At 36.0% G+C, this 25,170-nt stretch carries 25 protein-coding genes and 2 pseudogenes; 21 read left to right on the top strand and 6 right to left on the bottom strand.

The window, feature by feature from the left end:
- Positions 1 to 8: 8 nt before the first annotated feature.
- Positions 9 to 1,214 (bottom strand): ParM/StbA family protein, encoded by a 1,206-nt coding sequence (locus tag LCY76_RS23470; protein ID WP_248254911.1) that lies wholly within the window; start codon positions 1,212 to 1,214, stop codon positions 9 to 11.
- A gap of 1,043 nt (positions 1,215 to 2,257) precedes the next feature.
- Between LCY76_RS23470 and LCY76_RS23465 the strand changes: the two genes are divergently transcribed.
- The 10 genes and pseudogenes from LCY76_RS23465 to LCY76_RS23420 all read left to right on the top strand — a co-directional run bounded on the left by LCY76_RS23465 (position 2,258) and on the right by LCY76_RS23420 (position 9,941).
- Positions 2,258 to 3,061: a helix-turn-helix domain-containing protein gene (locus LCY76_RS23465; RefSeq protein WP_248254910.1), complete on the top strand. Its 804-nt coding sequence runs from the start codon at positions 2,258 to 2,260 to the stop codon at positions 3,059 to 3,061.
- A gap of 454 nt (positions 3,062 to 3,515) precedes the next feature.
- On the top strand, positions 3,516 to 4,370 hold the full coding sequence (locus LCY76_RS23460; RefSeq protein WP_248254909.1) for a tyrosine-type recombinase/integrase: 855 nt from the start codon (positions 3,516 to 3,518) through the stop codon (positions 4,368 to 4,370).
- 121 nt (positions 4,371 to 4,491) lie between these two features.
- The gene (locus LCY76_RS23455; protein ID WP_248254908.1) at positions 4,492 to 5,046 is read left to right on the top strand and encodes a hypothetical protein; all 555 of its coding nucleotides are present in this window, start codon (positions 4,492 to 4,494) and stop codon (positions 5,044 to 5,046) included.
- Positions 5,043 to 5,705 carry a hypothetical protein gene (locus LCY76_RS23450; protein WP_248254907.1) on the top strand — a complete coding sequence of 221 codons (663 nt, stop codon included), beginning with the start codon at positions 5,043 to 5,045 and terminating at the stop codon, positions 5,703 to 5,705. Before LCY76_RS23455 ends, LCY76_RS23450 begins: the two co-directional genes overlap by 4 nt.
- Positions 5,706 to 5,737: 32 nt before the next feature.
- On the top strand, positions 5,738 to 6,676 hold the full coding sequence (locus LCY76_RS23445) for a hypothetical protein (RefSeq protein WP_248254906.1): 939 nt from the start codon (positions 5,738 to 5,740) through the stop codon (positions 6,674 to 6,676).
- Positions 6,677 to 6,875: 199 nt separating this feature from the next.
- Positions 6,876 to 7,175, top strand: a pseudogene (locus LCY76_RS23440) (alkaline phosphatase); the annotation flags it as partial.
- Between the two features lie 254 nt (positions 7,176 to 7,429).
- A complete protein-coding gene (locus LCY76_RS23435) occupies positions 7,430 to 7,984 on the top strand; it encodes a YdhK family protein (RefSeq protein WP_248254905.1) in 555 nt (184 codons plus the stop codon).
- Between the two features lie 193 nt (positions 7,985 to 8,177).
- On the top strand, positions 8,178 to 8,876 hold the full coding sequence (locus LCY76_RS23430; RefSeq protein ID WP_248254904.1) for a response regulator transcription factor: 699 nt from the start codon (positions 8,178 to 8,180) through the stop codon (positions 8,874 to 8,876).
- Positions 8,866 to 9,408 (top strand): annotated as a pseudogene (locus tag LCY76_RS24090) (HAMP domain-containing protein); the annotation flags it as partial. The gene LCY76_RS23430 and the pseudogene LCY76_RS24090, both read left to right, overlap by 11 nt.
- 233 nt (positions 9,409 to 9,641) lie before the next feature.
- Positions 9,642 to 9,941: a sensor histidine kinase gene (locus tag LCY76_RS23420; protein WP_336606292.1), complete on the top strand. Its 300-nt coding sequence runs from the start codon at positions 9,642 to 9,644 to the stop codon at positions 9,939 to 9,941.
- A gap of 32 nt (positions 9,942 to 9,973) precedes the next feature.
- On the opposite strand, the gene LCY76_RS23415 is transcribed toward LCY76_RS23420, so the two are convergent.
- The 3 genes from LCY76_RS23415 to LCY76_RS23405 form a co-directional block, all read right to left on the bottom strand.
- Entirely contained in the window at positions 9,974 to 10,303 is a 330-nt protein-coding gene (locus tag LCY76_RS23415; RefSeq protein ID WP_248254903.1) for a four-helix bundle copper-binding protein, read from the bottom strand.
- 129 nt (positions 10,304 to 10,432) lie between these two features.
- Positions 10,433 to 10,555 carry a DUF4236 domain-containing protein gene (locus LCY76_RS23410; RefSeq protein WP_248254902.1) on the bottom strand — a complete coding sequence of 41 codons (123 nt, stop codon included), beginning with the start codon at positions 10,553 to 10,555 and terminating at the stop codon, positions 10,433 to 10,435.
- 65 nt (positions 10,556 to 10,620) lie between these two features.
- Positions 10,621 to 10,893, bottom strand: coding sequence for an excalibur calcium-binding domain-containing protein (locus tag LCY76_RS23405; protein ID WP_248254901.1), 273 nt, complete (start codon positions 10,891 to 10,893; stop codon positions 10,621 to 10,623).
- A gap of 389 nt (positions 10,894 to 11,282) precedes the next feature.
- On the opposite strand from LCY76_RS23405, the gene LCY76_RS23400 reads away from it, so the two are divergent.
- The 6 genes from LCY76_RS23400 to LCY76_RS23375 all read left to right on the top strand — a co-directional run bounded on the left by LCY76_RS23400 (position 11,283) and on the right by LCY76_RS23375 (position 16,545).
- Entirely contained in the window at positions 11,283 to 11,504 is a 222-nt protein-coding gene (locus LCY76_RS23400; protein ID WP_248254900.1) for a hypothetical protein, read from the top strand.
- Entirely contained in the window at positions 11,492 to 12,841 is a 1,350-nt protein-coding gene (locus LCY76_RS23395) for a hypothetical protein (protein ID WP_248254899.1), read from the top strand. Before LCY76_RS23400 ends, LCY76_RS23395 begins: the two co-directional genes overlap by 13 nt.
- Before the next feature lie 171 nt (positions 12,842 to 13,012).
- Complete coding sequence (locus tag LCY76_RS23390) at positions 13,013 to 13,345, top strand: DUF4258 domain-containing protein (RefSeq protein WP_248254898.1); 333 nt, start codon at positions 13,013 to 13,015, stop codon at positions 13,343 to 13,345.
- Positions 13,346 to 13,364: 19 nt separating this feature from the next.
- Positions 13,365 to 14,639: a DUF3854 domain-containing protein gene (locus LCY76_RS23385; RefSeq protein ID WP_248254897.1), complete on the top strand. Its 1,275-nt coding sequence runs from the start codon at positions 13,365 to 13,367 to the stop codon at positions 14,637 to 14,639.
- A 286-nt stretch (positions 14,640 to 14,925) separates the two neighbouring features.
- Complete coding sequence (locus tag LCY76_RS23380; protein ID WP_336606291.1) at positions 14,926 to 15,456, top strand: MATE family efflux transporter; 531 nt, start codon at positions 14,926 to 14,928, stop codon at positions 15,454 to 15,456.
- A 168-nt stretch (positions 15,457 to 15,624) separates the two neighbouring features.
- Positions 15,625 to 16,545, top strand: coding sequence for a DUF1259 domain-containing protein (locus tag LCY76_RS23375; RefSeq protein ID WP_248254896.1), 921 nt, complete (start codon positions 15,625 to 15,627; stop codon positions 16,543 to 16,545).
- A gap of 173 nt (positions 16,546 to 16,718) precedes the next feature.
- Here LCY76_RS23375 and LCY76_RS23370 read toward each other — a convergent pair whose 3' ends face one another.
- Entirely contained in the window at positions 16,719 to 17,120 is a 402-nt protein-coding gene (locus LCY76_RS23370) for a hypothetical protein (RefSeq protein WP_248254895.1), read from the bottom strand.
- A 104-nt stretch (positions 17,121 to 17,224) separates the two neighbouring features.
- Positions 17,225 to 17,704 (bottom strand): hypothetical protein, encoded by a 480-nt coding sequence (locus LCY76_RS23365; protein ID WP_248254894.1) that lies wholly within the window; start codon positions 17,702 to 17,704, stop codon positions 17,225 to 17,227.
- 286 nt (positions 17,705 to 17,990) lie between these two features.
- On the opposite strand from LCY76_RS23365, the gene LCY76_RS23360 reads away from it, so the two are divergent.
- From LCY76_RS23360 to LCY76_RS23340, 5 genes are all read left to right on the top strand, one after another.
- Positions 17,991 to 18,371, top strand: coding sequence for a hypothetical protein (locus LCY76_RS23360; protein WP_248254893.1), 381 nt, complete (start codon positions 17,991 to 17,993; stop codon positions 18,369 to 18,371).
- 110 nt (positions 18,372 to 18,481) lie between these two features.
- Positions 18,482 to 18,853, top strand: coding sequence for a PrgI family mobile element protein (locus LCY76_RS23355; RefSeq protein WP_248254892.1), 372 nt, complete (start codon positions 18,482 to 18,484; stop codon positions 18,851 to 18,853).
- A 3-nt stretch (positions 18,854 to 18,856) separates the two neighbouring features.
- Complete coding sequence (locus tag LCY76_RS23350) at positions 18,857 to 19,771, top strand: hypothetical protein (RefSeq protein WP_248254891.1); 915 nt, start codon at positions 18,857 to 18,859, stop codon at positions 19,769 to 19,771.
- Entirely contained in the window at positions 19,722 to 21,797 is a 2,076-nt protein-coding gene (locus LCY76_RS23345) for a VirB4 family type IV secretion system protein (RefSeq protein WP_248254890.1), read from the top strand. The genes LCY76_RS23350 and LCY76_RS23345 overlap by 50 nt, the downstream gene beginning before the upstream one ends.
- A 15-nt stretch (positions 21,798 to 21,812) precedes the next feature.
- Positions 21,813 to 25,169, top strand: a complete 3,357-nt coding sequence (locus tag LCY76_RS23340) for a hypothetical protein (RefSeq protein ID WP_248254889.1) — start codon at positions 21,813 to 21,815, stop codon at positions 25,167 to 25,169.
- The last annotated feature ends 1 nt before the right edge of the window (position 25,170 follow it).

The raw sequence follows: 25,170 nt of genomic DNA, 5'->3' as shown, positions 1-25,170 counted from the left end.
CCCTTTTCTTAATTCTTAACTTTTTCCTTTAGTTGCTTCTTATAGTTTGCAAAGATCTTACTGGTTACAAACAAGTACAGTCCTTCTGCGTTTAGTGTAACTGCATGTTCTTGGGGAACATAAAATAATTTTGTACGAGCTCCCTCAGCTGTTTGCTCTAAAATGTTATACAGAGCGTCACGCATGGCTATGCTTCCACCTCCGTACACAAGGATTACATCAACATCGTTTCTTACTTTGTTCAACTGCTTCAATAATTCTCCAGCAATTTCTTTAGATTGTTGTATCTTACCGATCATGAAATACTTTGTTGCATCCTGATGGTACTTATGTTTTTTATCCTTTAAAATCTCTGAATACTCTTGTCTCTCGATATTAATAAGGCCGGTATCTTTTTCAAACGGAGAAATTGCAGTTTGAATAGCGTGCCCTACTCCTTTATTAATTCCTTTTTTATAGGTTGTAAGGAACTTTAACCCTTCTGTAATCGGCAAGTCAGTAGTGCCATCCCCGATATCCACGTGTGCGGCTTTAATATTTTTAAAATATGATCCATCGATTGCTACATCATATTTTTTATTAAAGTCTTCAAAAATCGAATCGCTTCTCCACACGTTTCCTTCATCTTTAAAGTTCTTCTGTAAAGCAAAAATAACAGGTGTTCCCTCTGGCATAACGTAGATTGCTTCAAATTTAATTCGGACTAATACGCTTGTACTTCCTAAATAAACAGAAACTCTATGCTCCCCTTTAGTGAAACGATCAATGAATGTTTGTGATGTATCTCTATCCCAATCATCAATTGGTAAAGCCGTTGACATATCAACAGTCAAATTAATCACTTCTGGAATTTGTTTATCTTCCTCATATGTTCTTTTTACTGCATACCCGGCAATTACACCTAAAGTATTGATAATCGGAAGATCTGAAGTATGTTTTTTCTCAATTCCCACGTTAAATGTGGTTAATGGCTCTCCGCTTTTTAATGCGAACTCACCTATGTAATATGTTGCGCTGCTCATTGAAGTAGCTGGTGACTCAATACTTACAACTAAATTTTTCATGATATTTGGGATTAAACTTTCCGGCTTAGTATCATCACTCCAAGGTGCTTTTAAAACCAGAGAATACACATTTGGTTGTTTAAATAACTCTCCCTCAATGATGATATCTTGTTCAGAATTCCCATTGTCATTACCTACTTTTAAATGCATTGTAATTCCTCCCCTATAGAAAGTAATTTCTTTTCTCATATTAACCTATTATTACTAGGTTGTCTACAAAAGATAAATACAAGGTTTATATATTATTTACCAAAGGTATACCTTTGGTAAATAATATGGTGTAGTATTGGGGTTGTATGAATCGTACAACCCCACTGTTAGCGATAATCCAACGCATTGTTTTACGAAAACTAAGGCATTAACTTTTCAAATCTAACGAATTATACGATTAATAAAAACACATTGGATTAGAATGTGCAATGTATTAAACGATACCTTATTTTTTATTGTGGAAGGCCTTGTTTTTTGAATATAAAAGATTGTTTTACCTGAACCTTGACTGATCCATGCAAACGGGTTGTATGAATTGTATAACCCCCTTGCTAGCGACTATCCAACGCGTTGTTACGTGAAAACTAAAACATTATCTTTTGTTATCTAACGAATTATACGCTTAATAAAAATACATTGGATTAGAATGTACAACGTATGAAGTGATACCTTGTTTCTTATTGTGGAAAGCCTTGTTTTTTTGAGTATAAAGGATTGTTTTACCTGAACTCCGGATGATCCGTGCAAAAAGGTTGTATGGATCGTACAACCTCCTTGTTAGTAGAAATCCAATGCGTTGTCACGCAAAAACTAATACGTTAACTTTCCACATCTAATAGATTATACACTAAATAAAAATACGTTGGATTAGAATGTGCAACGTATGAAGTGATACCTTGTTTTTGATTGTGGAAGGCCTTGATTTTTGAATGTAAAAGATTGATTTCTCCTGAACCCTGGATGATCCATACAATCTAGTTGTAAGGTGTGGTAAAGGGTATTGGACTACAAGATAAAAGGGTTCATTTAATGATTAATAAGCTGTTGTAATGCGAAGTATAAAAGGTTAGTAATTTAATTGTTTTTTATGAAAGAGGGGATTGTAATAGAGACGATAGGGTATTGTTTAAATGCATACAAGCCCTTGTATTTCATGGTATAATTAGGTTATTAGCTGCTAACAACCTTGAGGAGGTTAGAAAATGAGCGATCGAAGAGATATACATATTGATGAAATGCAGAATGATAGAGTAGAGGAAAGTTATAACGAACAAATATATACTGTTAAGGAAGTAGCTGAAAAATTAGAACTATCAACTAGTACAATCAGGAAATGGGAAAAAGAGATGGAGGGGATCCTTAGAATTAATAGGGATTCCAATCAGAACAGGTATTATACCCAAGACGATATTGACCAGCTTAGAAAGATAGCTGATCTCAAAGAAGAGGGACTAAACTTTAACGCTATACGAAAGATATTTACGACATTTAGAAAAAGTGTACAAAATCAACCGAATTACACACAAAGCAGACCAACCAGTAATGAAATAGCAACCATGAATGAAACTACATTAGAGAAGTTACAAGAATCAAATCAAGAGTTATTTAAAAACATGATTCAATATATGGAGACTAGATTCAAATCAATAGAAGAGAAAGTGGATAATAAACCCGCGCAATTACCTGCAGCGGAGAACCTAACAAATGACATTGCTACTGTAAAAAATGATCTACAAGATTTGAAAGGTTTAAAGACTTTGATAACTAATTTAAATGATCCGTCTAAAGAGAGGGAGAACCGCTTGGAGCAAATTATAACAATCAAGCGTATAGAAACTCTATTAAAAGATGAGGCGGAGCAGAAGTGGAAAGAAGAGCCTGAGTCTGAGAGAACTAAAAAAGTTGGATTCTTTAAGGTAGAGGAGGATCTATATAAAAAAGAGCTGTTTATTAGAAGATATATAGATTCGAACTTCGAGGAGAAACTAAAAAAAGAATATGAATAAAAACGACACTCACCATGGTGCCTGATTTATTTTATCGAAAAAAAACTTGTGATATATCTCATCCTAATATAAACTGCAAAAAAATGTAAAATTAAAAAAGTGAGGGATATTATGTTAGGTTATTTTAGCCAGCAAGTACAAAAGAGAATGGATAAAACTATTGTAGGATTAGCGGTTGTTAACTTAACAATAGCCTTGTTTATTACGATAATTTCTCATTAAAAGAGATTAGAACTTGTACAAGATAACGTACAAGTTCTTTTTTATGTCCAATAAATTCAATTAGTTCGTAGCAGTATCTTGTAGTATTATAATACTGAAAAATATTTTTAAGAAATAAAACAATTACCAACACATTATAATAAATCTACCAAATTACGTAAACATACATCAAAGTATAATGCTGAAATTAATGCTAAAATATATATAAGTTTGTAAGAGGGGAAGGGATGTTATGCAATTTGGTTATTCACAGTATTTAATGCAACATAAAAAAAGTGAATCTACAATAGACGAAAATGTGCGGCAAATTGATTATTTCTTCTCTTACCTAGATCAAACTTACAATCGCTCAGTGGAGCTGCATGAAATAAAGGCGGATCATATTAGAGAGTATTTTAATTTTAAAAAATCCACTATTAAAGAGAGCAGCATTAATAAAATACATTCTATATTAAAATCCTTCTTTAACTATCTCTGGGAGATAAATAAAATCCCTTATGATCCAATGGTAAAAATAAAAAGGTTCAAAGTAAAAAAAGAGGAAAAACCCATCTTGTCCTATAAGGCATTTCAAGAATTGAAAAGCAAAGCACTCGAAAGAGTTGATTACTCACCATTAAGAAAAGCTATATTAATTTGTTCTATTTATGGGTTAAGGCCATCGGATTTTCATTTCATTAAAGATGATGTCTCTTATGAGAAATCAGGGTTAGTGATTAGACTCCATAAGAGAACAATCTTTTTGAATGAAATAGAATCAGATTACTTTTTGCAATATTACAATCAAGCACAGTTTAATGACTCTCCATATGTATTTGTTACAAAAGAAAGAGAAAATGAAACCTTAAATCCTGTTAATAAAATGACGATCTATTCTAATTTAAGAGTGATTGCTAGGAATTTTAATGTCCCTCAATTTAATCTCAATGATATTAGGTTTGCATATGCTCATTATTTATTAACCCATGAGGGATTAACCATAGAAGAAATTGCAAGTAGAATGGGGATTGAAACCGCATCTGCTGTCATTCTCGCAAATGAATGTAAACAAATAACCTACCTGGAGCCAGACTCCATTACTTCTTGATAAATCAATTAGTAGCGTATAAGATATAAGTAATTAAATGTAAAATAAAAGGGAAGCCCCTAAACTAATCTCATCTTTAAGATGGTGATTCTGTTTAGGGGCTTTTTTTGGAGGGGTAAAAATGCATCCTACTGGATTAACTCAAATAATTCTTGCAGGTTTATTGGGAGAAGGTGAATTTTTGAATGTAAATGGAAAATTGTCTTTTAGACTTCCGTTTAATGAAGAAATGCTTGATTACATTAGAGCGATAGTAGGGAAGGGGATGGAGAGGAAATTAGTATTAAATCGTTCTGAATTAATCATTGAGGAAGAAACCGATCAGTTCAAATTGTTGTATTCAGAATGGTACGAAGGTGATAAGAAAATATATAGCAGTAAACAGATCGATTTTCATTCAATTATACTTTGGGCAAATATATACGGGAAAAGAATGACAAACGGCATCGCCATTAGAACAACTATAAATAAAGAACATAAAAAGAATCTGATTTTTTCTTTGTTTTCACATTTAAATACTCCTGTAGTGTTATCAACCGTAGGAGTAAAACTCATGATAACCGAAGATCTTTACCGTTCTGTAAGAAAAAGAACAAACATACTACACAGTACGTTTTTTTCCAATCTGATAGATAAGAAGCATTTACAATACCAAAAATATAGGGTGACCATATGAAAAGCGGAAAAAGGGTTATCGTAATTGCTGCAATTGGCAGCTTAGCTTTTTTGTCTGGATGTTTTAACAATAAAATGGAACAAGAATTGGCCAAGCATACAGCAGCTGAAGTACATAAAAAGTTATCAGAGAATGAAAAAGATAAATTGTCAAAAGAACAAACCAAAAAAGAAAATGAAATATATAAGAAAATGGAAAAACCTATTAATCAAGTTGTGGATGAAGTACCTAAAGAAAAGGCAGAACAAATTGCAAACAAGGGAAAGCAAAGACAATCCTATTCTGACCCTGTCGAGTTCGCTCAGTTCACAGGAAAGATACTTTTTGAATTCTATACCCAAAACATTCATTCGGCGCAATATAGGGCGTTTTTGGAGTCCTACGGAGATAGTAAAATAAGCAAAAAATTTCTAAAGAATAAAGATGCGGATTCTTTTATTGATGAAGTACAAAAAACCATAAAAGAAAGTGGTTTTATACCGAGCAATTATAAGATTACCAAGCCTGTAATAAGTGCATCAGATGGTTACTTTTACTTGGAATTTAGTGACTCACTAAACAAAACACAAACATTTATCATTTCAATGATTCAGGAGCAGGATACATGGAAGTTTATAAATAATAGACCAGCTCCTCCAATTAGAATAGAAAGCAAATAAATGACAGGCTTCAATATAAGGAGAGAATAAAAATGATTATAGAAAAGAAGAATTTAAATCAAGAGGAGTTTGCACTTTACTTAGAAGTTCAAAGGGAGCTTACCAATATCTTTAACGAAGATAAGGAATTTATCAAAGAATACAATCATTCTTATAACTTCTATAAACAGAAATTCTATAAAACTATAAAAGAGAAACCAGATAGAGATCAATTCAGCGAAAAATTCTATAATTACTCAACGGATTTGTTCTTCCAAGGGTTTTATATCGCTAAGACTGCTCTTCAGGATCCAACTGCTATATTTCCAGATCAGTTCTTTATGCAAACAGAAGGAATCCTAAAAGAACAAACATTTAGCATTATTAACGGATATACTAGTAATGAGTTATTACAGATTGTATCTCATGGTGAAACTGCTGAGTTTGAGACCTGGTTGCTTGTTCAGTACTCTTCTGTAGAAAAAGTCCTGTTTCAAACAAAAAAAGACATAGTAACGTATGGAGCGTATAAATTCATCTTGGAAGAAAGAGCAAAGAGGAATTTAAAGCCGAAAGCTGATAAAAATAAAGTAGGAATCATATCTCGAACGGATGATTGCTTATTCCTCGATCCGGATAAGTACATATCGTGTATAGCCGCTCATGATAAAGGAGAAGTTTGGGAAATTAACTATTGGTCCACTTACGAAACAAAACGTCAAATTGGTGAGATTAACGTGATTTCCCTTTCAAAAGAGGAAGTTGAGATTAGTATTAATAAGCTGCCGTTTTATATGGAAAATGAAAATACAAAAGTTACAAGAGGACAAATCATTCTTACAGCAAATCTAACTAAAGAAATAGCAGATCATGAAGTAAGAATCCTAGTTGAAAATTTATATAATATGATGAAAGATCGACACGGTGATAAGGTAGATATACAAATAAAGCTCGCGAGAATAGAGGAGACGTTGCATTATCAACCAATTTGATAATTTCATCAATGGACCTTCTATTTAGAAGGTCCATTTTTATTAACAGCAATTATTGAATTAATGACAAGGATAGGAAAGTAAATTACAAAAGACCTTTTATCCAGAGGTCCTTTTGGTTGAACTAACTTTTAAAATACACGTTAAATATCCATTTGAAAGTGTTTTTATCATTTTGTTTTTAATAACTTCATATAATTCCATAGGATCTAACGGAGAGTATAATTGGAAAACAGATGCAATTAAAACAGCAAAACGAACACCTGACTTCATGGTCCGTAAATCTTAGCAGGTGCGGATGTGGAAACTACTTTGAAGAAGTACATTGATCTGGATTTAACTGACCAAGTGAATCAATCCATTAAGGATGCCGACGCAAGTAGATGATGCCATTGAAACAATTTTTAATAAACGATCATTTACAGGTAGAACAACGTGTGAAGATGTAAATGTGTATGCCAATGGTCAAGGTAAAGATGGATTCTCTGGGTTGATTGAAACCAAGCCAAGAAAATTTTCGATATTATCAAAAGTAATAAATAATAAACAATCTAAGCCAAAAGAGTTCAAAAAGATGGCCCTTCTAAAGGGTCATCTTATTTCATATGTGTCTAACTAAAATTTCAAAAAAGGCGTTAATGGAAACACAGTATGTTTCAGTCTTTTCTTCATAACTTCTTCATAACTTCCTTTTATAATGTCCTCATTAGAGTACAAAGATATTCGGTTTATGGGTTAAAAGGAGGAAATAAAATGAACATAAAGAACAGCTTATTTGTAGTCATTTTGCTTGCGCTCTCACTTACTTTAAGTGCGTGTTCTAGTGATGAAAAAGGAAATGAAAAACAGGATATGAACCAAATGAACCATAAAGGTATGAACCATTCTGGTTCAGGTGAAGTTCCCAAAGAGTTAAAAGAAGCAATAAATCCAAAGTATGAGGTAGGCAGCCAAGCAATTATTAAAGCAAGCCATATGGAAGGAATGAAAGGGGCAAAAGCAAAGATCATCGGTGCTTATGATACAACCGCGTATGTCGTCTCCTATACACCAACAACTGGTGGAAAAAGGGTGGAAAATCACAAATGGGTCATCCAAGAGGAAATTAGGGATGCAGGAAATAAGACGTTAAAAGCTGGAACAGAAGTGAAACTGAATGCGAATCATATGAAGGGAATGAAAGGGGCAACTGCTGATATTGTTTCCTCTGAAAAAACAACGGTATATATGGTTGATTACACAACAACAACGGGCGGAGAAAAAGTCACGAATCATAAATGGGTAACTGAAGGCGAGTTACAACCTTAATAAAGCTTATTCATTTTATAGAGAATACCATCTGATTTACGATGGTATTCTCTCTTTTAAGCTTAATACTTGAATGCTTTCATCTAAAGAAGGTATGGAGCAAAGTTAAGATAAGAGTGTAATATAAGGGACTCCATTAGCTATTCCTTTATAATGGGATTAAATAAGACGATGCTGGGAAGGATTTTGATCGATGAAAACGATTTTGATTGTGGATGACGAAGCAAAATTACTTGAAGTTGTTTCGTCTTACCTACGTAACGAGGGTTATCAAACGATCGAGGCCTCAACTGGACAAGAAGCGATCAAACAAATAAAGAAAAGTCCCATTGATTTTGTCATCTTAGATCTCATGCTACCTGATATTAAAGGAGAAGAAGTTTGTCAACTTATCAGGCAAGAGGTTTCGATTCCGATTTTAATGCTAACCGCAAAAGTGAAGGAAGAGGAGCGTATTAACGGTTTAGTTTTGGGTGCGGATGATTATATGACGAAACCTTTTAGCCCAAGAGAACTGGTGATGAGGGTAAAAACCATTTTAAGAAGGTCTAATGATAATGATTTGCTTGCCGAGCGAATCTCCTATAATGACGGAGAGTTAACCATTGATGCAAATTCGAAAGAAGTGTTCTTGAAGGGAACTGAAGTTAATCTGACCCCCAATGAATATAAAACTCTGTTGGTCTTTGCTAGGCATCCGAAACGGACGTTTTCAAGGAATGAGCTCGTGGAAAAAGTACTAGGCTTTGATTATGAGGGAGATACCAGGGCGATTGACCAGCATATTAAAAACCTTCGTCATAAAATTGAGAGCAACCCTAAAAACCCCCATTACATACAAACCGTTTTTGGTGTAGGTTACAAGTTTAAAGGAACTTCTTATGAAGATTAAAGGACTGCATGCTCGCTTGTCGATCATTTTTATTTTGGTGGCCACTGTCATCCTCGTTATTGCCAGTCTGATCGTCATGCTGGAAGTTCATCATCATTTTTCAATGTTTCAAAAGGATGCTCCCGAATTTAAAGCCATAAAACCGTTAACACTTCATTTTGAAAGAGCCGTCATTGGCTCCATTTTATGGACCTCTCTTGGAGTCTTTATACTGGTTTGCATCATTAGTTATTTTGTAACAAGAGAGTTATCAAGACCGTTAGTACAGATGAGGATGGCAGCGGAAAAAATGGCAAAAGGAAATCTTCATGTAAGAGTTAACACTCAGGGAAATGATGAGTTGCAAGAATTGGGACAATCATTAAACCAATTGGCTTCCCAACTTGAAATGCAGGAGACTGCACGAAAGAACATGACCAGCGATATTGCCCATGAGTTACGAACGCCTTTGGCTACCCTTAAAAGCCATTTTGAGGCGGTCGAGGATGGGATTTTTGAGGCTACTCCTGAGCGTTTTCATTCATTTAAGGAAGAGATCGAACGTCTAATTTTTTTGGTTCAGGACTTGGAGCAATTGACCACCCTTGAAGCTCCAGATTTTGTGCTAGAAAAAAAACCAGAGGATTTAGATCGAGTCATACAGCAAAGTATTAAACCCCTAATAGAGTCCTATTTACAAAAAGGAGTTAGTCTTACATATCCCCATCCAGCAAATGTCAAACTGCTATTGGACAAAAAACGTATGGTTCAAGTATTGATTAACCTATTGACGAATGCATTAAAATTTACACCCGCGGGGGAAGTGTCGTTATATCAACGCATACAGAAAATAATGCCGCCCATATATCCATTAAAGATACGGGTATTGGCATCCCAGCTGAGGATGTCAAAAAGGTGTTTGAGCGGTTTTACCGAAGTGAAAAATCCAGGAATCGAAAATATGGAGGAAGTGGAATTGGATTGACCATATCCAAACAACTTGTGGAGGCTCATGGGGGAACAATCTGGATAACTAGTGATCCGCTTCAGGGAACTACAGTATTTATACGGTTGCCATATAAGTAAAAATCTCCACTCATACTGAGTGGAGATTTCCTTTAGGTCACCATTTTACGGCAGACTTCAGCACAACGGAGGCAAGCTTTTGCACACTTCTGGCAATGGTCGTGATCATGTTTTTTACACTCATTTCCACAGGCTTCGCAGATCTGTGCACAAAGGCTGCATATCTCTTGTGCGAATGGGCTGTTTCTTGACATGGCATCCGCAGCATAACTACAGATATCCGCACATTCACGATCAAGTCTGATACATTCCGCCATCATATTTACGTTTTCTTCACCTAAACAGGCATTAAAGCAGTGATTACAAGCCTTCACACAAGCTAGACATTCTTCAATACATTCTTGAAACTGTTCACGTGACACTCTATCCCTCCTTCTTATTTGCAGTTCTTGTTTTGCCCTATTTTTATAGGGTTAAACTCATTTGAAAAAGATTGTGTAACTTCACAATTCCTACATAAGTGACCTGTATAATGGTTATTCCGTTTGTACTCAAAGAGGGTATGTTTTTACAAAGTCCAACTGGTGAATAACCTTACCACCGACCCCGCTTTTACTGACGTTCAAACGTACACCAAGTGCTATTTTGAAACTTTTCCTAAATCCAAATCTCATATTTTGAGGCCTTCTTTGGCATTTAAAAAGACCTATTCATCGTCAATGAAAGGTCTTGGTGAGTTTTAACGTTCGCACGCTATGTGATCCTTGTCGCGATCTTTGCTCTTGTTGGCATCATACAGGGCCTTTGAAACATAAGGTTTGTAATGGGTTTTGCCACCTTTGTTTTTTACATTCTTGCTTCTAGCTACGCCACCCTTGTAGTCCTTGTTCAGAGCGGTACAATTTTCGTACGTTTTTACTTTTGTGACAGAAGTTTTAGCTTCCGCATTTACACCACTAGATAGACCAACAACTAATCCGCATGTCAGAAGAAAGGTACTTAGTTTTTTCATGCAATTCACTTCCTTTTTTTGTATGTAAGGTTATTGTATAGCATGGGATTTGCTACTTCAATATTCTTCCTGGAAATTAAGTCCTGGTCGTATGTGAGAAAAATCGCCAGCAACATGGATGAATAAGCAAAATAGCCGGTGTCATAGGAAATAGTAAAACAGAGCTCTGATCAGAGTAGTAGGGGAAAATCCTTAAAAAACTATACGTTTCAACTTTTTTATTCTGTCTGATGTGCCCCATGGTTGTTTATAACAGATTTAATAAATAACTAGGAAAATATGTTAAATGTGATATACTTATCTCACATAAATATAAGAAGTGACGAACGCTCATTTTGGCCATTGTAGATGGCTAATTTGGGCGTTTTTTTTTGAAAGGGGGATTTACTATGGATTTAAGTCAAATCCAAATAGAAACGAAAGTAGAAGCCTTAACCATTGTCATCAAACGGTCCGGGAAGAAGCAGCATGAAATAGCGCATCTTCTTAACTGTTCAAATAGTTATTTAACTAAAGTCTTAAATTACAAAACTCCACTGACTAAAAAATTTGAAGAAAACATTAACCAATTATTTCAAAGAATTGATGGGAGCGGGCAATGTATTTATTAAGCGGAATTGTTGATGAAAGCTTAAAAGAGATTGTGTCTGCAGATCTTGCAAAAATTTATCCGGATTATATTCAAGTGGAATTGGAGTACTCAACAGGAGAAGCCAGTTATGAGGATGTACCATCAAAGGTAATAATTATTGTTTTGGAAGATACCTTTGTAAATTTTGAATTTAAGGAAATGGAGTATAAAGAACGGTACCCAAGTCTAGAGCAAATCCTATATTTCTGTTTTAACGGTAGTGAGCCCGATGCATGCAAAGAGGCTGTTTGTTTTGAAAATCATTTATCTTATAAGACCTGGCTTAAAGGACAAAAAGCAATGGTTAAAGTAACTGGAAAGCAACACATTCCGGAGTTTCATGAGCAATTTGAAAAAGATCCTGTTATACAGGATAAAAATACAATGATTGAACAGGAAGAAGATGTTGTGGAAGTATCCGAAACTAACCAGGACAACAAAAATATCATGAATTGGGAAGAAAAAATCCTCATTCTAAAAGAGAGCTTAGCACCCCCGATTTGGCAAAGGACAAGAACACAAAAGACGATTGCCATTTGGTCCCCAATTACGAATGTAGGTGTTTCAACTTTTGTTATAAATTTTGCTTTGTATTTATCGAAAATGCCGATATCTGTCGGTGTTATAGAGATGCTGGGTACGAATTACCGTATTAAGAGTCTTTTGAAACAGTATTCCACACAACCGCAAAATTGGCATTCGTTTAGCACTTATCTATTTGAAGAAAACATAAATCCCACTGACGTAAAATGGGAGTATGCGGGAGTAAACTGGTATCCTGTTAACCCAGCAAAGGATATGAAATATGAATGGGATGAAAAATCCTTATATCTTTATTTCAACGCCATGAAATTCAATGACGTCCTCTTAATGGATTTACCAACAGGAAAATTGGAGAACTTTATCGAATCTCAACTGTCATCAGTTAATGAGTTATGGATTCTCGTTAATAATCAGGTACATCAAGTACTTGAATGGAAAGATCATATTAAACAGCTGGAAAAGAAGGGAATAAGCTGCCATCTAGTTTTCCATCGCGATCACTCCATTACCCAAAAAGAGCAGCTTGCCGAAAGATTAGGCATCCCAATAATTGCTGCAATTCCAGATATGCATCATCAGATGATAAACAACGAGTATCAGAATTACCCTCTGATTAAACAAAGGGGAGCAGAGCAGGTATTGGAAGACGGATATAAAAATTTAACCATGCATTTGTTTGGCATCGAACCAGATAACCCAAAAAGCATGATACACACCATCAAGAACGTAAAAGATAAAATCCAACGTGGATTAATATGGAAATCAAAAGTCTAATATGATAAGATTACCTCATAATTTTCTTTGTATTAACTTTTATGTTCTGCAACACTTCGTTCGCAGGTGTAGTAAAAATAACAGGCCTTTGGGCAAATGCAAACACTTTAAGTGTATTCATTTCCCCAAAGGTCTTTTTGTTTGCCAAAAATTCTTGAGGAGGGATTATAAATGTTTGAGGTCACTGCAATGCGAGAGGTAAGAAAAACTTTGTTAAGTAAACAAGGCTACATTCAACTAGGGAGTCATTCTAAGAAACAAATGAACAAAAGGGGTTATACATCAAAAGATATTGTCCGCAGCCTTCTGACCGGCAATGTTACCGGTATTGAAAGGGGGCATAATATTAAGCTGAATCGAATATGCCCTACTTTAACGGTAGAAGGTAAGGATATGGATGATAACCCTATTGTGGTGATTTTGTCTCAAGAAAAAGTAAACGGTTATTTAGTTGTAACGGTAATGCCACCAATTAATAAAGCCCGCTTTAAAGCAGTTATTTAATAAAAGGGGAGAGAATAGCATGTCTAAAGATTTTAGGAGAACTTCGGCAAAGGGGGGCCCTTGGTATGAATTTATGAAAGAGCGTTGCTATATCTGTGGTCATTCCAATATGTGCATGATCCATGAAGATGGCAATCGGGTGGTGTGTTGCAGAGTGTCTAGTGACATAGCTTGGGCAAAAAATAGCGCAATACCCGGTCATTTACATTTTCTTAACGGTAAAAACTATCCAAAAATTGATTTTAGTTCTATACCTGATGTACCGGACAATCCTAAAAAGGTGAGTGCAGACCTTGATCGAATATTCCAAGCGATGCTAAATTGTCTATCAGTTAGTCCTAAACATAAGGAGATGCTTAAAGGACAAGAACGCCAGCTAAAAGAAGATCAAATTACAGCAAGGGGTTATAGATCATTCCCGGAGAAGCCTTGGCAAGCTGTAAAAGAAATTGCTGCTCGTTTAGGTGATAATGATTTTGTTGGTGTTCCTGGATTTTTTGTACGAGACGGTCAATATGGAAAGTACCTTACAATGAAGGGCAATGCGGGACTTTTAATACCAGCAAGGAATGAGTATAACCAAATTGTTGGTTTTCAGTACCGTGTAGACCAGGTAAAGAACTTTGTCACAGTATTAGACTCTAGACACGCAGCCTTTATGGCCAGAGTGGCCGAGCAACCAAATAAAGTTCAATTTCTAATTGAAGGAGAGATCTTTTGGGAAGGTTCACTAGAAATAGGTGTACCGAAACAAGTCCACTATCAAGGGAAATATCTTGGTGAAATTAAGGTATCAAAAGGACAGAAATACTTTTGGTTCTCTTCAGCTAATGAAGAGGGGGGGACTGGAGCTGGTAATCCGCTCCCGGTACACATTTCCGTACCATCCGGCCAACTAAAAAAGTGGAGGAAAGGTGAATTAAAAAAAGCCAAAACTGCATGGCTTGGAGAAGGACTTTTAAAAGGAGATATTGCTGCAGATAAGTTAGAGGAGCTCTTAGATCCAGAAGAATTAAGTATTGTAGGCACAACTATTGTATCAATTCCAGGTGTAAACAGCTGGAGGTTAGCACTTCCTGTTTTAGAAAGAATGGGAGTTGATACAGTGAACCTCTGCTTTGATGCTGACTCAGCCAATAATCCCTCCGTAAAACACCATTTATTTGAGTGTGCTAAAGAACTTAAAAAACGAAATTACTCAGCAAACTTGATTCTATGGAACGAATTAGATGGAAAGGGAATAGACGACATATTAAATAACTTCAAGATCCCTACCATTCAGAAACTATTCTAGTGTGATTTTTCATAATTTCTTAGAATTCTTTCAATATTTGTTAGAATATATTTCATAATTAATTGAAAGGACTTTTCAAGTGAGCTTGCCGAAATGGTAAGCTCTTTTTTTATTTAACAAACGGGCCATTTAATGGAATAAGGCTCTCAAAGCAAAACTGGATATTTATGTGAAATTGTGAAGAAATGCCTTAAACTAACGGGCAGTATAGATTAATAAGATTTACGGACCATTTGAATCGATTTGGTCTATTTTTTTTGACTTTGTATCCCCCAAGGGGGGATAAATTGCAGGAAATATTGAAACGTTTTCTTATATGCCGGGATATGGTTTGGAAATAGCTGCAACTACCCTGGTAGGGCAGAGCGTTGGGGCAAAACGATATAAAGATGCTTATCAGTATGGAATGTTTACGACAGGAATTGCCATTGCATTCATGTCTTTTATTGGTGTTCTTTTATTTTTCTTATCCCCTTGGTTTGCCACTTGGTTTACTACAGATAAAAATGCAATTGATATGGTCGTTACCGCTTTAAGAATTGATTCTTTCGCTCAACCGGCATTAGCGGTTGGGTTAGTGTTGGCTGGTGCCTTACAAGGTGCAGGAGATACGAAAAGCCCAATGTATAGCACAGCAATTGGAATGTGGGTTATTCGGGTTTTAGGTGTGTATATCCTTGGAATTCATTTAGGGATGGGAATAGCAGGCGTCTGGCTTTCCATTGCCATCGATTTATATGTTCGAGCAATATTCTTATTTTTTAGAATTAAATTAAATCCAAAAACAGCTAGTAATAAAACAGCATCTGTCCTGTAAAAATAAAGACCCCTTAACATAATCAATTAATGGTCTTTATTTATGTAGTTAGACCTCTTAATTTCGAGAAAAGACTAATGTAATGTGGAGTTCGACAGCTCATGAAATAACATGGTTTGGGGATATTAATATCGAAATCAAATTACATTCAAAAGGGAGTTATTCTCTATGTATATACGGAAGTATTTGAAACTAATTGTTTTTTTAGTTGTGGTTTTGATTGTTGATCTAACATTCCCTACCTTTATTCATTCAATGAATTTGTCTTTTCCTAACCATTCGCATTTAAGAAATCTTTTACCACAATGGAAACTTGTTGAGAAAGAAATAGGAAAACCAGGTGAAATGAAGCCGGGCGAAGTCTTTTATGTCAGCCTGCCACGTAATGATTTGAAAGTAACTGTAAAGGGGACACCAATCCGCACTGGATTGGCTTTAGGAGGTTGGGTTGCTTTTAAACAAACAATGGTCATGGGCGATTTAGTCCTTGTGGAAAAAGAAATTCAGCCTGTCATGACTGAGCTAATTCATCAAGGAATTCAAGTTTCAGCACTACATAACCATTTATTAGGTGAAACGCCTCGAATTATGTATTTGCACATTGAAGGACATGGTAATCCAGTTCAATTAGCGAAAGCAATAAGTTCTGGATTACAACTAACAACAATATCAAAGAACACAGCAGTCAAATCGGCTTCCTTTCCCATTGATAAACAGAAGCTTGATAAGATCTTGAGACATAAAGGTACGGTTTCAAATGGCGTTTATCATGTAAGTATTCCCCGGTTAGAAAAAATCATGGAAAATGGCATGGAAATCCCTCCTGCTATGGGGGTTGCGACATCTATAAATTTTCAGCCGACACAAAATGGGAAAGCAGCAATAACTGGGGATTTTGTTCTAACAGCAACAGAAGTAAATCCTGTTGTTCGGGCTTTACGTATGCGTGGTATTGAAGTAACTGCCTTACATAATCACATGTTAATAGAGAATCCACGTCTGTTCTTTTTACATTTTTGGGCGAATGACGATCCTTTCAAATTAGCAAATGCGTTACGTGAAGCCCTGAATAAAACACATAGCACGTAGCATTCAGCAAAAGGGTGAGTTACCTGAAACAGCTTTTTTTTATTGAACTAACGGATGCTGACGGGTGCTTTAGTTCAGTAAGAAATAATAATTTTAAGATCTTCCACAATAGGACGCGATTGCTGCACAAAATTGTATAAATTTTTCTAAATTATTTGAAATATTGCGCAAAATTAGATAATTGCACTCTTTTTCATCCTTGGATTTTTATAGGCGATCTCAATTAATTCATGCAGATCATCTAAACTCAATATATCATCCAGCTTAATATTAATTTGATTTCCGTATCTTCTCGGAATCGAAAATTTGATTTTATATTTAGAAGCATTTATGGAAATTTTTTCTCGTAGTTCTAAGGGATAGTGGAGAAGGAGGGAGTTACCATTTTCAACAGAAATAGTGGCATACTTTCTATGGTTATCACCTTGTTTAGCGATTGAAATACAGCTTCTTAACGATACAACTTTTGAATCTGTGAAATTATCAAAGATATAGTGAAAAATAGTTTCCGCTTTTTTTGCGGTTACCTCGTCTTTCATTAATGGGAATATTTCATTTGCATTTTCATACTTCATTGAAATCACTCCTTTTAATAAAATACATTGCATAAATTATAATGTATTTTACCAATAGATGGTATTCTATAAAAAAGACTCTGAAATTCAGAGTCTCTAATTAATCAATACTTTCGTCTACTTGTTGCTGCCATTCTTCTTGGATTCATTCCTTCCTTGTACTTCACTGGCTTAGGGTATTTCACCTTTTTAGCCTTTGGTTCTTTTTCAGGAATATAGTAAATTCCCTGAGCATTTAGTCTTTCAATCCTTCTTTTTCTTTTTTGTTCTGGAGTAATATATTCAAATATGAAGGTATACAGAATGGTACCTAACATAAAAACTGTTAATAGCCCTAATATTATTGCTGCTAAAGCAAGCAAGGAGCCTAAGAACCCCAAAATTAATACTTCAATGTGAAAACCATCATTTTGAATAATTTTCAAGTATCGAAATAGATCATCTAGTTGTAACCATTTATAAACTGAAAGCATTTCATCAAACGTGTGGCAAAAGATTAAGAACACAATAATTGCAATTAATCCAGGTAAACCCGCTGCTTTACCTCTTCTATAAGACAACCATATATTTGCAAATTCCCACATTTACTTTCCCTCCATTTCCTATTAGGGTATAAAACGTAGTACTTTATTACTATATTGTAATTTTATACCAATCCATTATTGATTACAAGAGATTAATAGGAAAATGTATTGCTCTTTGTCTTTATTTGGATTATATTGGAGATATTAAAAACTACATAACCTAAACGGGATGCCCCGAAGCGAGAAAAATGTAAATTATTTTTCTCGCTTCGGGGCTTTTTTGCGTTTTTAAAGGAGGGTGAAGTGAATGCAAACCATCTCGAAAAAAAAGAAGGAGGAAAATAAGATGAAGAAACCATTTAACTTAAAAAGCAAATTGAATTTCCTATTTAATACGCTTCCAATCTTAGGAGCAGCAATGGTATTATCACATCCAATCTCAGCAAGTGCAGCAACCGATCCGTTTTCTAAAGTAACTGGATATTCAAAGAAAGGATCTGCTGGACTATTTAAAGATATGAATGCACTTTTAACAACTATCATGTTTTTTGCAGGGTTTTGGGTTATAGCATGTCTCATTTTCGCAGGAACCAAATTATCTGCAGCACAAACAAACCCACAAGCAAGGGCACAAGCCTTTGGTGGATTAGCAATGGCTTGTGTAGGTGGATGGGTCGTATATAAATGTTTGACAATTGCCGGCTTCGTTCAAGGTTTTGGAGCTTAATTAAATAATTACTACTTTACCCTTCTTAATACAGGAGGGTAAAAATTTATTTTCAAACATTATTTCCAGTGTTTGTAGAGGGATGGAATGTGTATAGGAGTGTGTTTTATATGAGAAAAGTGACTGTTCCGGTTGATATGACATCTGAGCAAAAAACCATACTTGGGATTGTTTCTACTCGTCAACTTATTTATTGCCTGGTATGTGGAGCGTTAATTTACATAGTTGCTCCTTTTGGTTGGAAAGTAGGAATAATGTTAAGCGGATATATAGGTGGAATTATTACTACCGTACTCTTAGCTTTTCCTTTTGCTGTCATCTTTTTACCCCTTGGTTTTTGGAGAAGAGAAAAGTATCACATGTTTCTCGATCAGTATCTGCTCACAAAATTCAGATACAAAGATGAAATTGGAGTTTGGAGAAAAGGCCAAGAACCTAAACAGTGGATGTCTCAATTTAGAATTTTAACAAGGAGGAAGTAGGAAGTGGAGGACTTAATATTTTTACTAATTTTCGGCTCAATAGCTTGGATCGTTTTTAGACTCGCGGCCAAGTTGCCGATTATTCCATTTCAAAAAAAGCAAACGAAAAAACAAACCATTTCTAATGGTAAGAAAGCACTTGGAAATCAGAAGAAGGCAATAAACACTATTGAAATCGATCAAGAACCTAATTTAATGGAAGATCTCTTGTCTAGTGTTGTTGATATAAAGGACAACATGCTCCATCTCACAGATAACCGGTTTGTTATGTACTGCGAAGTGGATCCAGTGAATTACTTCCTTAAATCTAATTCAGAGCAAGAGACCATCGATGTTGCCTTTGAAACGTGGTTAGCAACTTTAGATTACCAAGTGATTTGGTACCTACAAAATCGTTTTATCGATCTTTCTCATCCCATTGAAAATATGAGAAAGGAATTAAGAAATACAGAAGATCTCCATCCAAACGCGCTTTCATACGGCGATAGCTTAATTAAAGAACTTGAACAATGGCAAAATTATTCTCCACGCTTCGAAACAAAGGCCTATATCATTTTCCAGTATCAAGTGAAAACAAGTAGCATAACTGCTGATACAGAAGATGAGCTTCAAGAAAAAATCACAGAGAAAGCAAAACAAGAGATCATACGAAGAATCAATACAGCAGCAAGTTCACTAAGAAAAGCAGAAATTGGTTTGAAAGTTTTAGATAGCGAAGGAATTTTGGATATTTTCTATCATGCTTTAAATCGTCGTACGGCAGCTGGCTTAAAACTTAAAAATCTCAAAGAAAGTGAGAATTTTTCTTTGTATTCAACCGCTGATCAGGACCAAATAAGAGTTCAACTAGTGAAGGAGATGACAGAACATGAAATTGCTGAAAAAGAAAACAGTGCAAAAATCGAAAACGCCAGTTAAACAAGCTGAGCTGGACCAGCAAATATCAGATGAGACAGTTGCTTATCAAATAGAGTCTAAACCAAATTTCTGGGATATCATCTCCCCAGATGGTTTAAAGATTAATGCAGAAGACTATGGAACGATTAAACAGTCCCTAGGTACAAAGACATTTTTTCGCCCATTTTATATACCAAGAGGTGGCTATCCTCGGAAGATGCAGACCAACTGGTTATCAGCTTTAACTAGTACAGGAGAAGTTGATGTACTAATTGATATTCATAAAATGGGTCGTACAAATGCGATTAAAACTCTTCAAAAGCAATTAACTATGTTAAAATCAAATCTTTTTTATCAAAAGAAAAAAGGGAATATAGATCAAATTAGTGAGCTCGAGACAAAGATTGCAGACACAGAAATTTTGATGGAAGAAATCCAATTTGGTGATAATGACTTTTTCCTAGTTGGAACGCATGCTGTAGCTTATGCAAATAGTCTTAAGGAGTTAAACCGTTTTAGTGAATTTTTGCAAGATGAGATGAACGGAGGATTTTTCACCTTAGCTTCTACGTGGAGCAGGGTAAAGAAAGGTTTTCTCTCCGTTCTTCCGCTCGGGGAAAATCACATTGAAGATTCACTTAGAAACATGGATAGAAGAGCTTTATCAACATTTTCTCCCTTTATTAGCGGTAGCGGTAAGTATACCGGTGGTATTCCAATTGGAGTTAATAAAATCACAGGCCAAAAGGAGTTTTTGAATCCATTCGGTAACGAGGAATATCGACCTGATAATTATAACTCTGCAATATTTGGGGTATCAGGTAGTGGTAAAACCTTAGCAATGAAGCTACAGGTGGCCAGAGGCTTAAGTACTGCAGGCATTCACTATGGAATTATTGATCCAGATGGCGAGATGAGGCTCCTGGTTAACCGTCTGGGAGGAATTTATCTAGATATCAACGAGGAATCAGATATTATTATTAACCCGTTCGCTCTCAACTTCTCAGATATACCCTTAGATGATAAAGATGATGAAGAAATTGAGTTGTTAGAAGAAGATGATACCAAAGAAATCATTGAAAGAGACGGAAAGAAATATTTACGGTTTGTTCCCATTAGGGAAAAGGTTAATCAAAGCTTAGACTTCCTTGATGTTGTTGTGTCCGGAAACAACGATGAGAGATTAAACGTTTTTGAAAGGAATTATTTAGAAGAAGCTCTTTTACATATCATCGAGGATCTTAAGATTACGACGCATCCTTCGTCTTTATTCCAAAATGATGTGAAAGTAGTAGATGGCCAAATCCTTCAATCGTCAGTAAGGAAACCAGAGCCGGAAATGCTCCAAATTTATACTTATATCACTGAAAGATACGGGAATGAACCTAAAGCTGAACGTATAATTGCTGCATTAAAACCATTCTTACGCACAGGAAGTAAACCTATTTTCGATGGCCAAACCTTCTTAGGCCGAGGAGTTACCAATAGTCTTGAAAATTCACGCCTTGTTGCCTTTAATATCTCACAACTCGAGGAATCTTACCTAAGACCAATTGGCTTCCACGTAATTTTCAATTACTTATGGGAGTATTTTGCTAAAAACATCAATAACGCTAAGAAGAAAAAGATGATTGTAACTCCTGAGCTCTGGCAATTTGTTGATTCAGAACAAACGGTAGACTTTTTTGAAAAAGTAGCCCGAAGAATTAGGAAAAGAAACGGCGGTATTTTATATGATTCACAGGACTTCGTGCGTCTTCTTGAAAGCAAAAAGGCCCGAGGTATTCTTCAAAACACACATACTTTATTGTTTTTCAAACAAGCCAAAATAGACTTGAAAAAGATAAGAGAGAACTTTGATCTAACTGATGGTGAGATTGATATTTTATTTAACAACCCTGATAAGGGTGAAGGCATTTTCAGAGCTGGAAAGAGTTCCATATGGTTGAGAACAGATCCTTCGGAAGAAGAAATGACATTTGTTGAGTCAAACCAAGCAGTATTAGATGAGTACCTAAAGCGCAAAAAGATGAGAGAGTCATTGTAAAGGGGGCCGCCTGTAATGTTTAGTTTATTTAAAATCATCTCCCCATTACTTTACTCACTTTGGAAAGACTTCATCGAACCATTCAAGGACTTAGACTCATTAAACACATTAATCTTTGACACTAAGGATAAAGTGTATGGAATTTTCTCTAAGGATATGTTTAAGAGTGTAATGGATGGCATGGACATCATGTTATTAATTGCTACATTCTTCCTGATCGTTGCAATTATTTACAACGGTGCCAGGATTTCCAGTGCCGGCATTAATCCTACCAATCGAGGGATCTTAATAGAATTTGTAAAGGATTGCTTAATTGTTACATTCTTCTTAATGAACTTACCTGATCTACTCGATATATTGTTCAAATTTAATGATGTAATTGTAAAGTTCTTTAAATTTGCAACGAGCGATTCAAAAAGTGCGATCGGAGGGTTCAAAAGCATTGCTGACATGGTAAAAGAAGATGAAACAGGCATGATAGGGACTCTGTTTATTGCTCTTGTTTTACTTGGACTAACTTTTTGGGCTAACTTTTATTATTTAATGCGTACAGTTACACTCTTCATTTTAATTATGCTTGGACCTCTAATGGTCGTATTTTGGATGTTTCAACCGTTTAAAGGGATTACGATTGGCTGGCTGCGAGAATTAGTAACTACAATCTTCATACAATCTGTTCATGCTCTAGTAGTATTTGCGATCCTTAAAGTTTCTGGAGGAGCAAATAACGCAATGGTAGTAATGATTGTGTACTGTTGCTTTATTCCAATCTCGGAAAGTATCCGCTCATTATTTTACATGGCTACCGGTATGACAGATAATTTATCAAAATGGTCAACTGGATTAGGAATGGCGAGCTTAGCCGCTATGTATGGAACAGTTAAAGGGGCACTTAACGATAAAAATCCTGTAGAAGCTCTTCGTAACACGGCTACCTCATCCATAGGGATAGACAAAGATGTAAATCCTTCATCAAATTTAGATACCTTAGCAGGAACCACCAGTAGAGCATCACGTATGCTCAAATGGGGTGATGGTTTTAAAAAGGCAGGAAGATTAGCTGGTGGATTTGCTGGAATGGCTACTGGTGCAGGACTGGGTGCAAAACAAGTGGCCATTAACTCCGTTATAGGATCTGAAGTTGGCGCAGCAGCAGGAGGGCTAACTGGTAGAGCTTCTTTTACAGTAGGACTTGTAGCAACGAAGGCAGGAAAAAGTGTTATAAATGGTTTGGTGAAATCAACTAAAGGCGCCATCGACGGTTTTAATAAAGCAGGAGAACTAAGTGCAGATGAATTAGATAGTATCGCTGGGATTAAAACCGATCAATGGGCAGCTGAAAATGAAACTGCCATGAAAGATAAGCTTCGTACCCGAATGCCAAATGCTACTGAAGATGAAATTAATGGGGCCTGGGCTAGATCGTTAGCTGATAAAAAGAGTCAGTTTAAAAAAGAAGGTAAATCCGGCTTAGCTCTTCAAAGGGTTGAATCTATTCAGGATATTGCCGAGAAAGCAGCTTCTTTTCGAACTAAAGATTGGGTCGATAAAAATGAGGATGCATTCAAAGAAAATCTAAAAAAACAACATCCCGGATTATCTACTCAAGAAATTGATCAAGCCTGGAACCAAAGGAAACAAGAAGTTGGTCAGTCACACCTTAAGCAAGCTATGAAATCCGCTTCAAATATTGGTGATTCGTTAAATGTCGATGACTTTGCAGATCAATATGCAAAAGATCAAATTAATCAATGGGAAAGAACAAACAAGTCTCGTTTTATGGATGAAATTAAGAGAACTAATCCTCAACTAACAGAGTCACAGAGAGAAAGAGCATTTAATAAAGCAAAGCTCGAAAAGATGGATGGATTTAGAACAGAAGCTGCAAAAGCCATTGAATCCTCAAAGTCAACAACCCCACTATCCAAGGGATTTATTTCAAAAGAACAGCTTGCTGCTAAGTTGGCTCAAAATATGACAGATGAATGGGCTGCGAATCAAAAAGGCCAATTTATGAATCAGTTACAAGCTGCCAATCCAAATCTCAGTATTTCTAAAGCTGAATCACAATGGGCGGAAAGAGAAGGAGAACAATATCAAGCTTTTCATCAAAAAGCTATGACACAACTACCAGAAAAAAGTCGCGGGAAAGTCCTCCTATCACAAATGAGTAGTGCTTCAAAGGGGGCATTAATTGGGGGAATGAGAGGTTCCGGACTAGCACAAGCAGGTGAATTCTTAGCAGATACTAAAATTGGTGTCTTAGCAACATCTGTAGCACAAGGAGTAGCAAGTGGCGTTGGTACCGCTCAATCTATAAACATGGAAACCGATGCAAGCCTTGTGTCAGGATCCTTACAATATCTTCAAGGAGCCTCTAATGGATTAATACAAGGCGTATCAGAAGGGATAAAAGTAGCTGGCACCCATGTTGCACAAGATGTAACTGGTAAGCAAATGTTGTTCCGAAATGGTGTTTCATTCGCAACAGGAGTTCTAGGTGGACTTAAAGGGTATCAAGCAGGCACTCAAATGGCGGGAAGCTACAATCCTTATAACAATGCAGTTAAAGATTCCATGATGGAATTAACAGATATCCAACGGAATGTACCGACTGAACAGGGGCCAGACGGCAACATGCAATCTATGCCTGGATCTGTTCAATTAGTTGTTGAACAGGACAAGTCATATTTAATGGCCAAGGGATCAGATGGAGTCACATTTAGAGCAAGCCGCTATGGCTCCGGGGATTCTTCTCTAAAAAAAGGGCAAGTCGTCTATCAGGATTATATGATTAAAAATGATTCCCTGATGCCGGTATTGCAAAACGGAAAACCATCCCCCTATTTGAAAGATGCAGGGGGTAGTAGGATAGCTGCAAGCAGACCTGTAACAATTAATCCTAATGAACTTTTAGTAAATAGACGAAGCCGAGAAAATAATCCTCAACTGAATCCTGTATATCATCCATTTAACCAGGCGGTTTCAAATGAATCGTTTACGGTTTCAGACATTAAGGAACATTCAGTCTCTCAAATGGTTCGCCTTGTTGTTGAAAGAGACAGAAGTTACGTTGTCATGCAGGATCAATCCGGAAAGGATTATCGCGTATCTCGGTTTGGCGATGGAGACCCTTCACTTACAAAAGGTGAAGTAATCTATCAAAATTATAACGTCAATGATAACAACAGAATAATTCCTGCAGATATAAACGAAAGAGCTCCATACCGGGTGAACGGTTATGGAGAGATTGAACAAATTCAGCACAAAGTAAATGTTAACCCCAATGAATTGTTCTCCCAGCCAATGAATGCAAGGTTTAAGCGCCGTCGAGAACTTGAAATGAAGAGAATTAAAGAAGGGGTAGTGTGAT

Source organism: Fictibacillus marinisediminis (assembly GCF_023149135.1).
In the GTDB taxonomy this organism is placed as follows: Bacteria; Bacillota; Bacilli; order Bacillales; family Fictibacillaceae; genus Fictibacillus_C; species Fictibacillus_C marinisediminis.
Note: the sequence above shows the minus strand (reverse complement) of the source record. Positions and strands in the feature narration are given on the sequence as shown.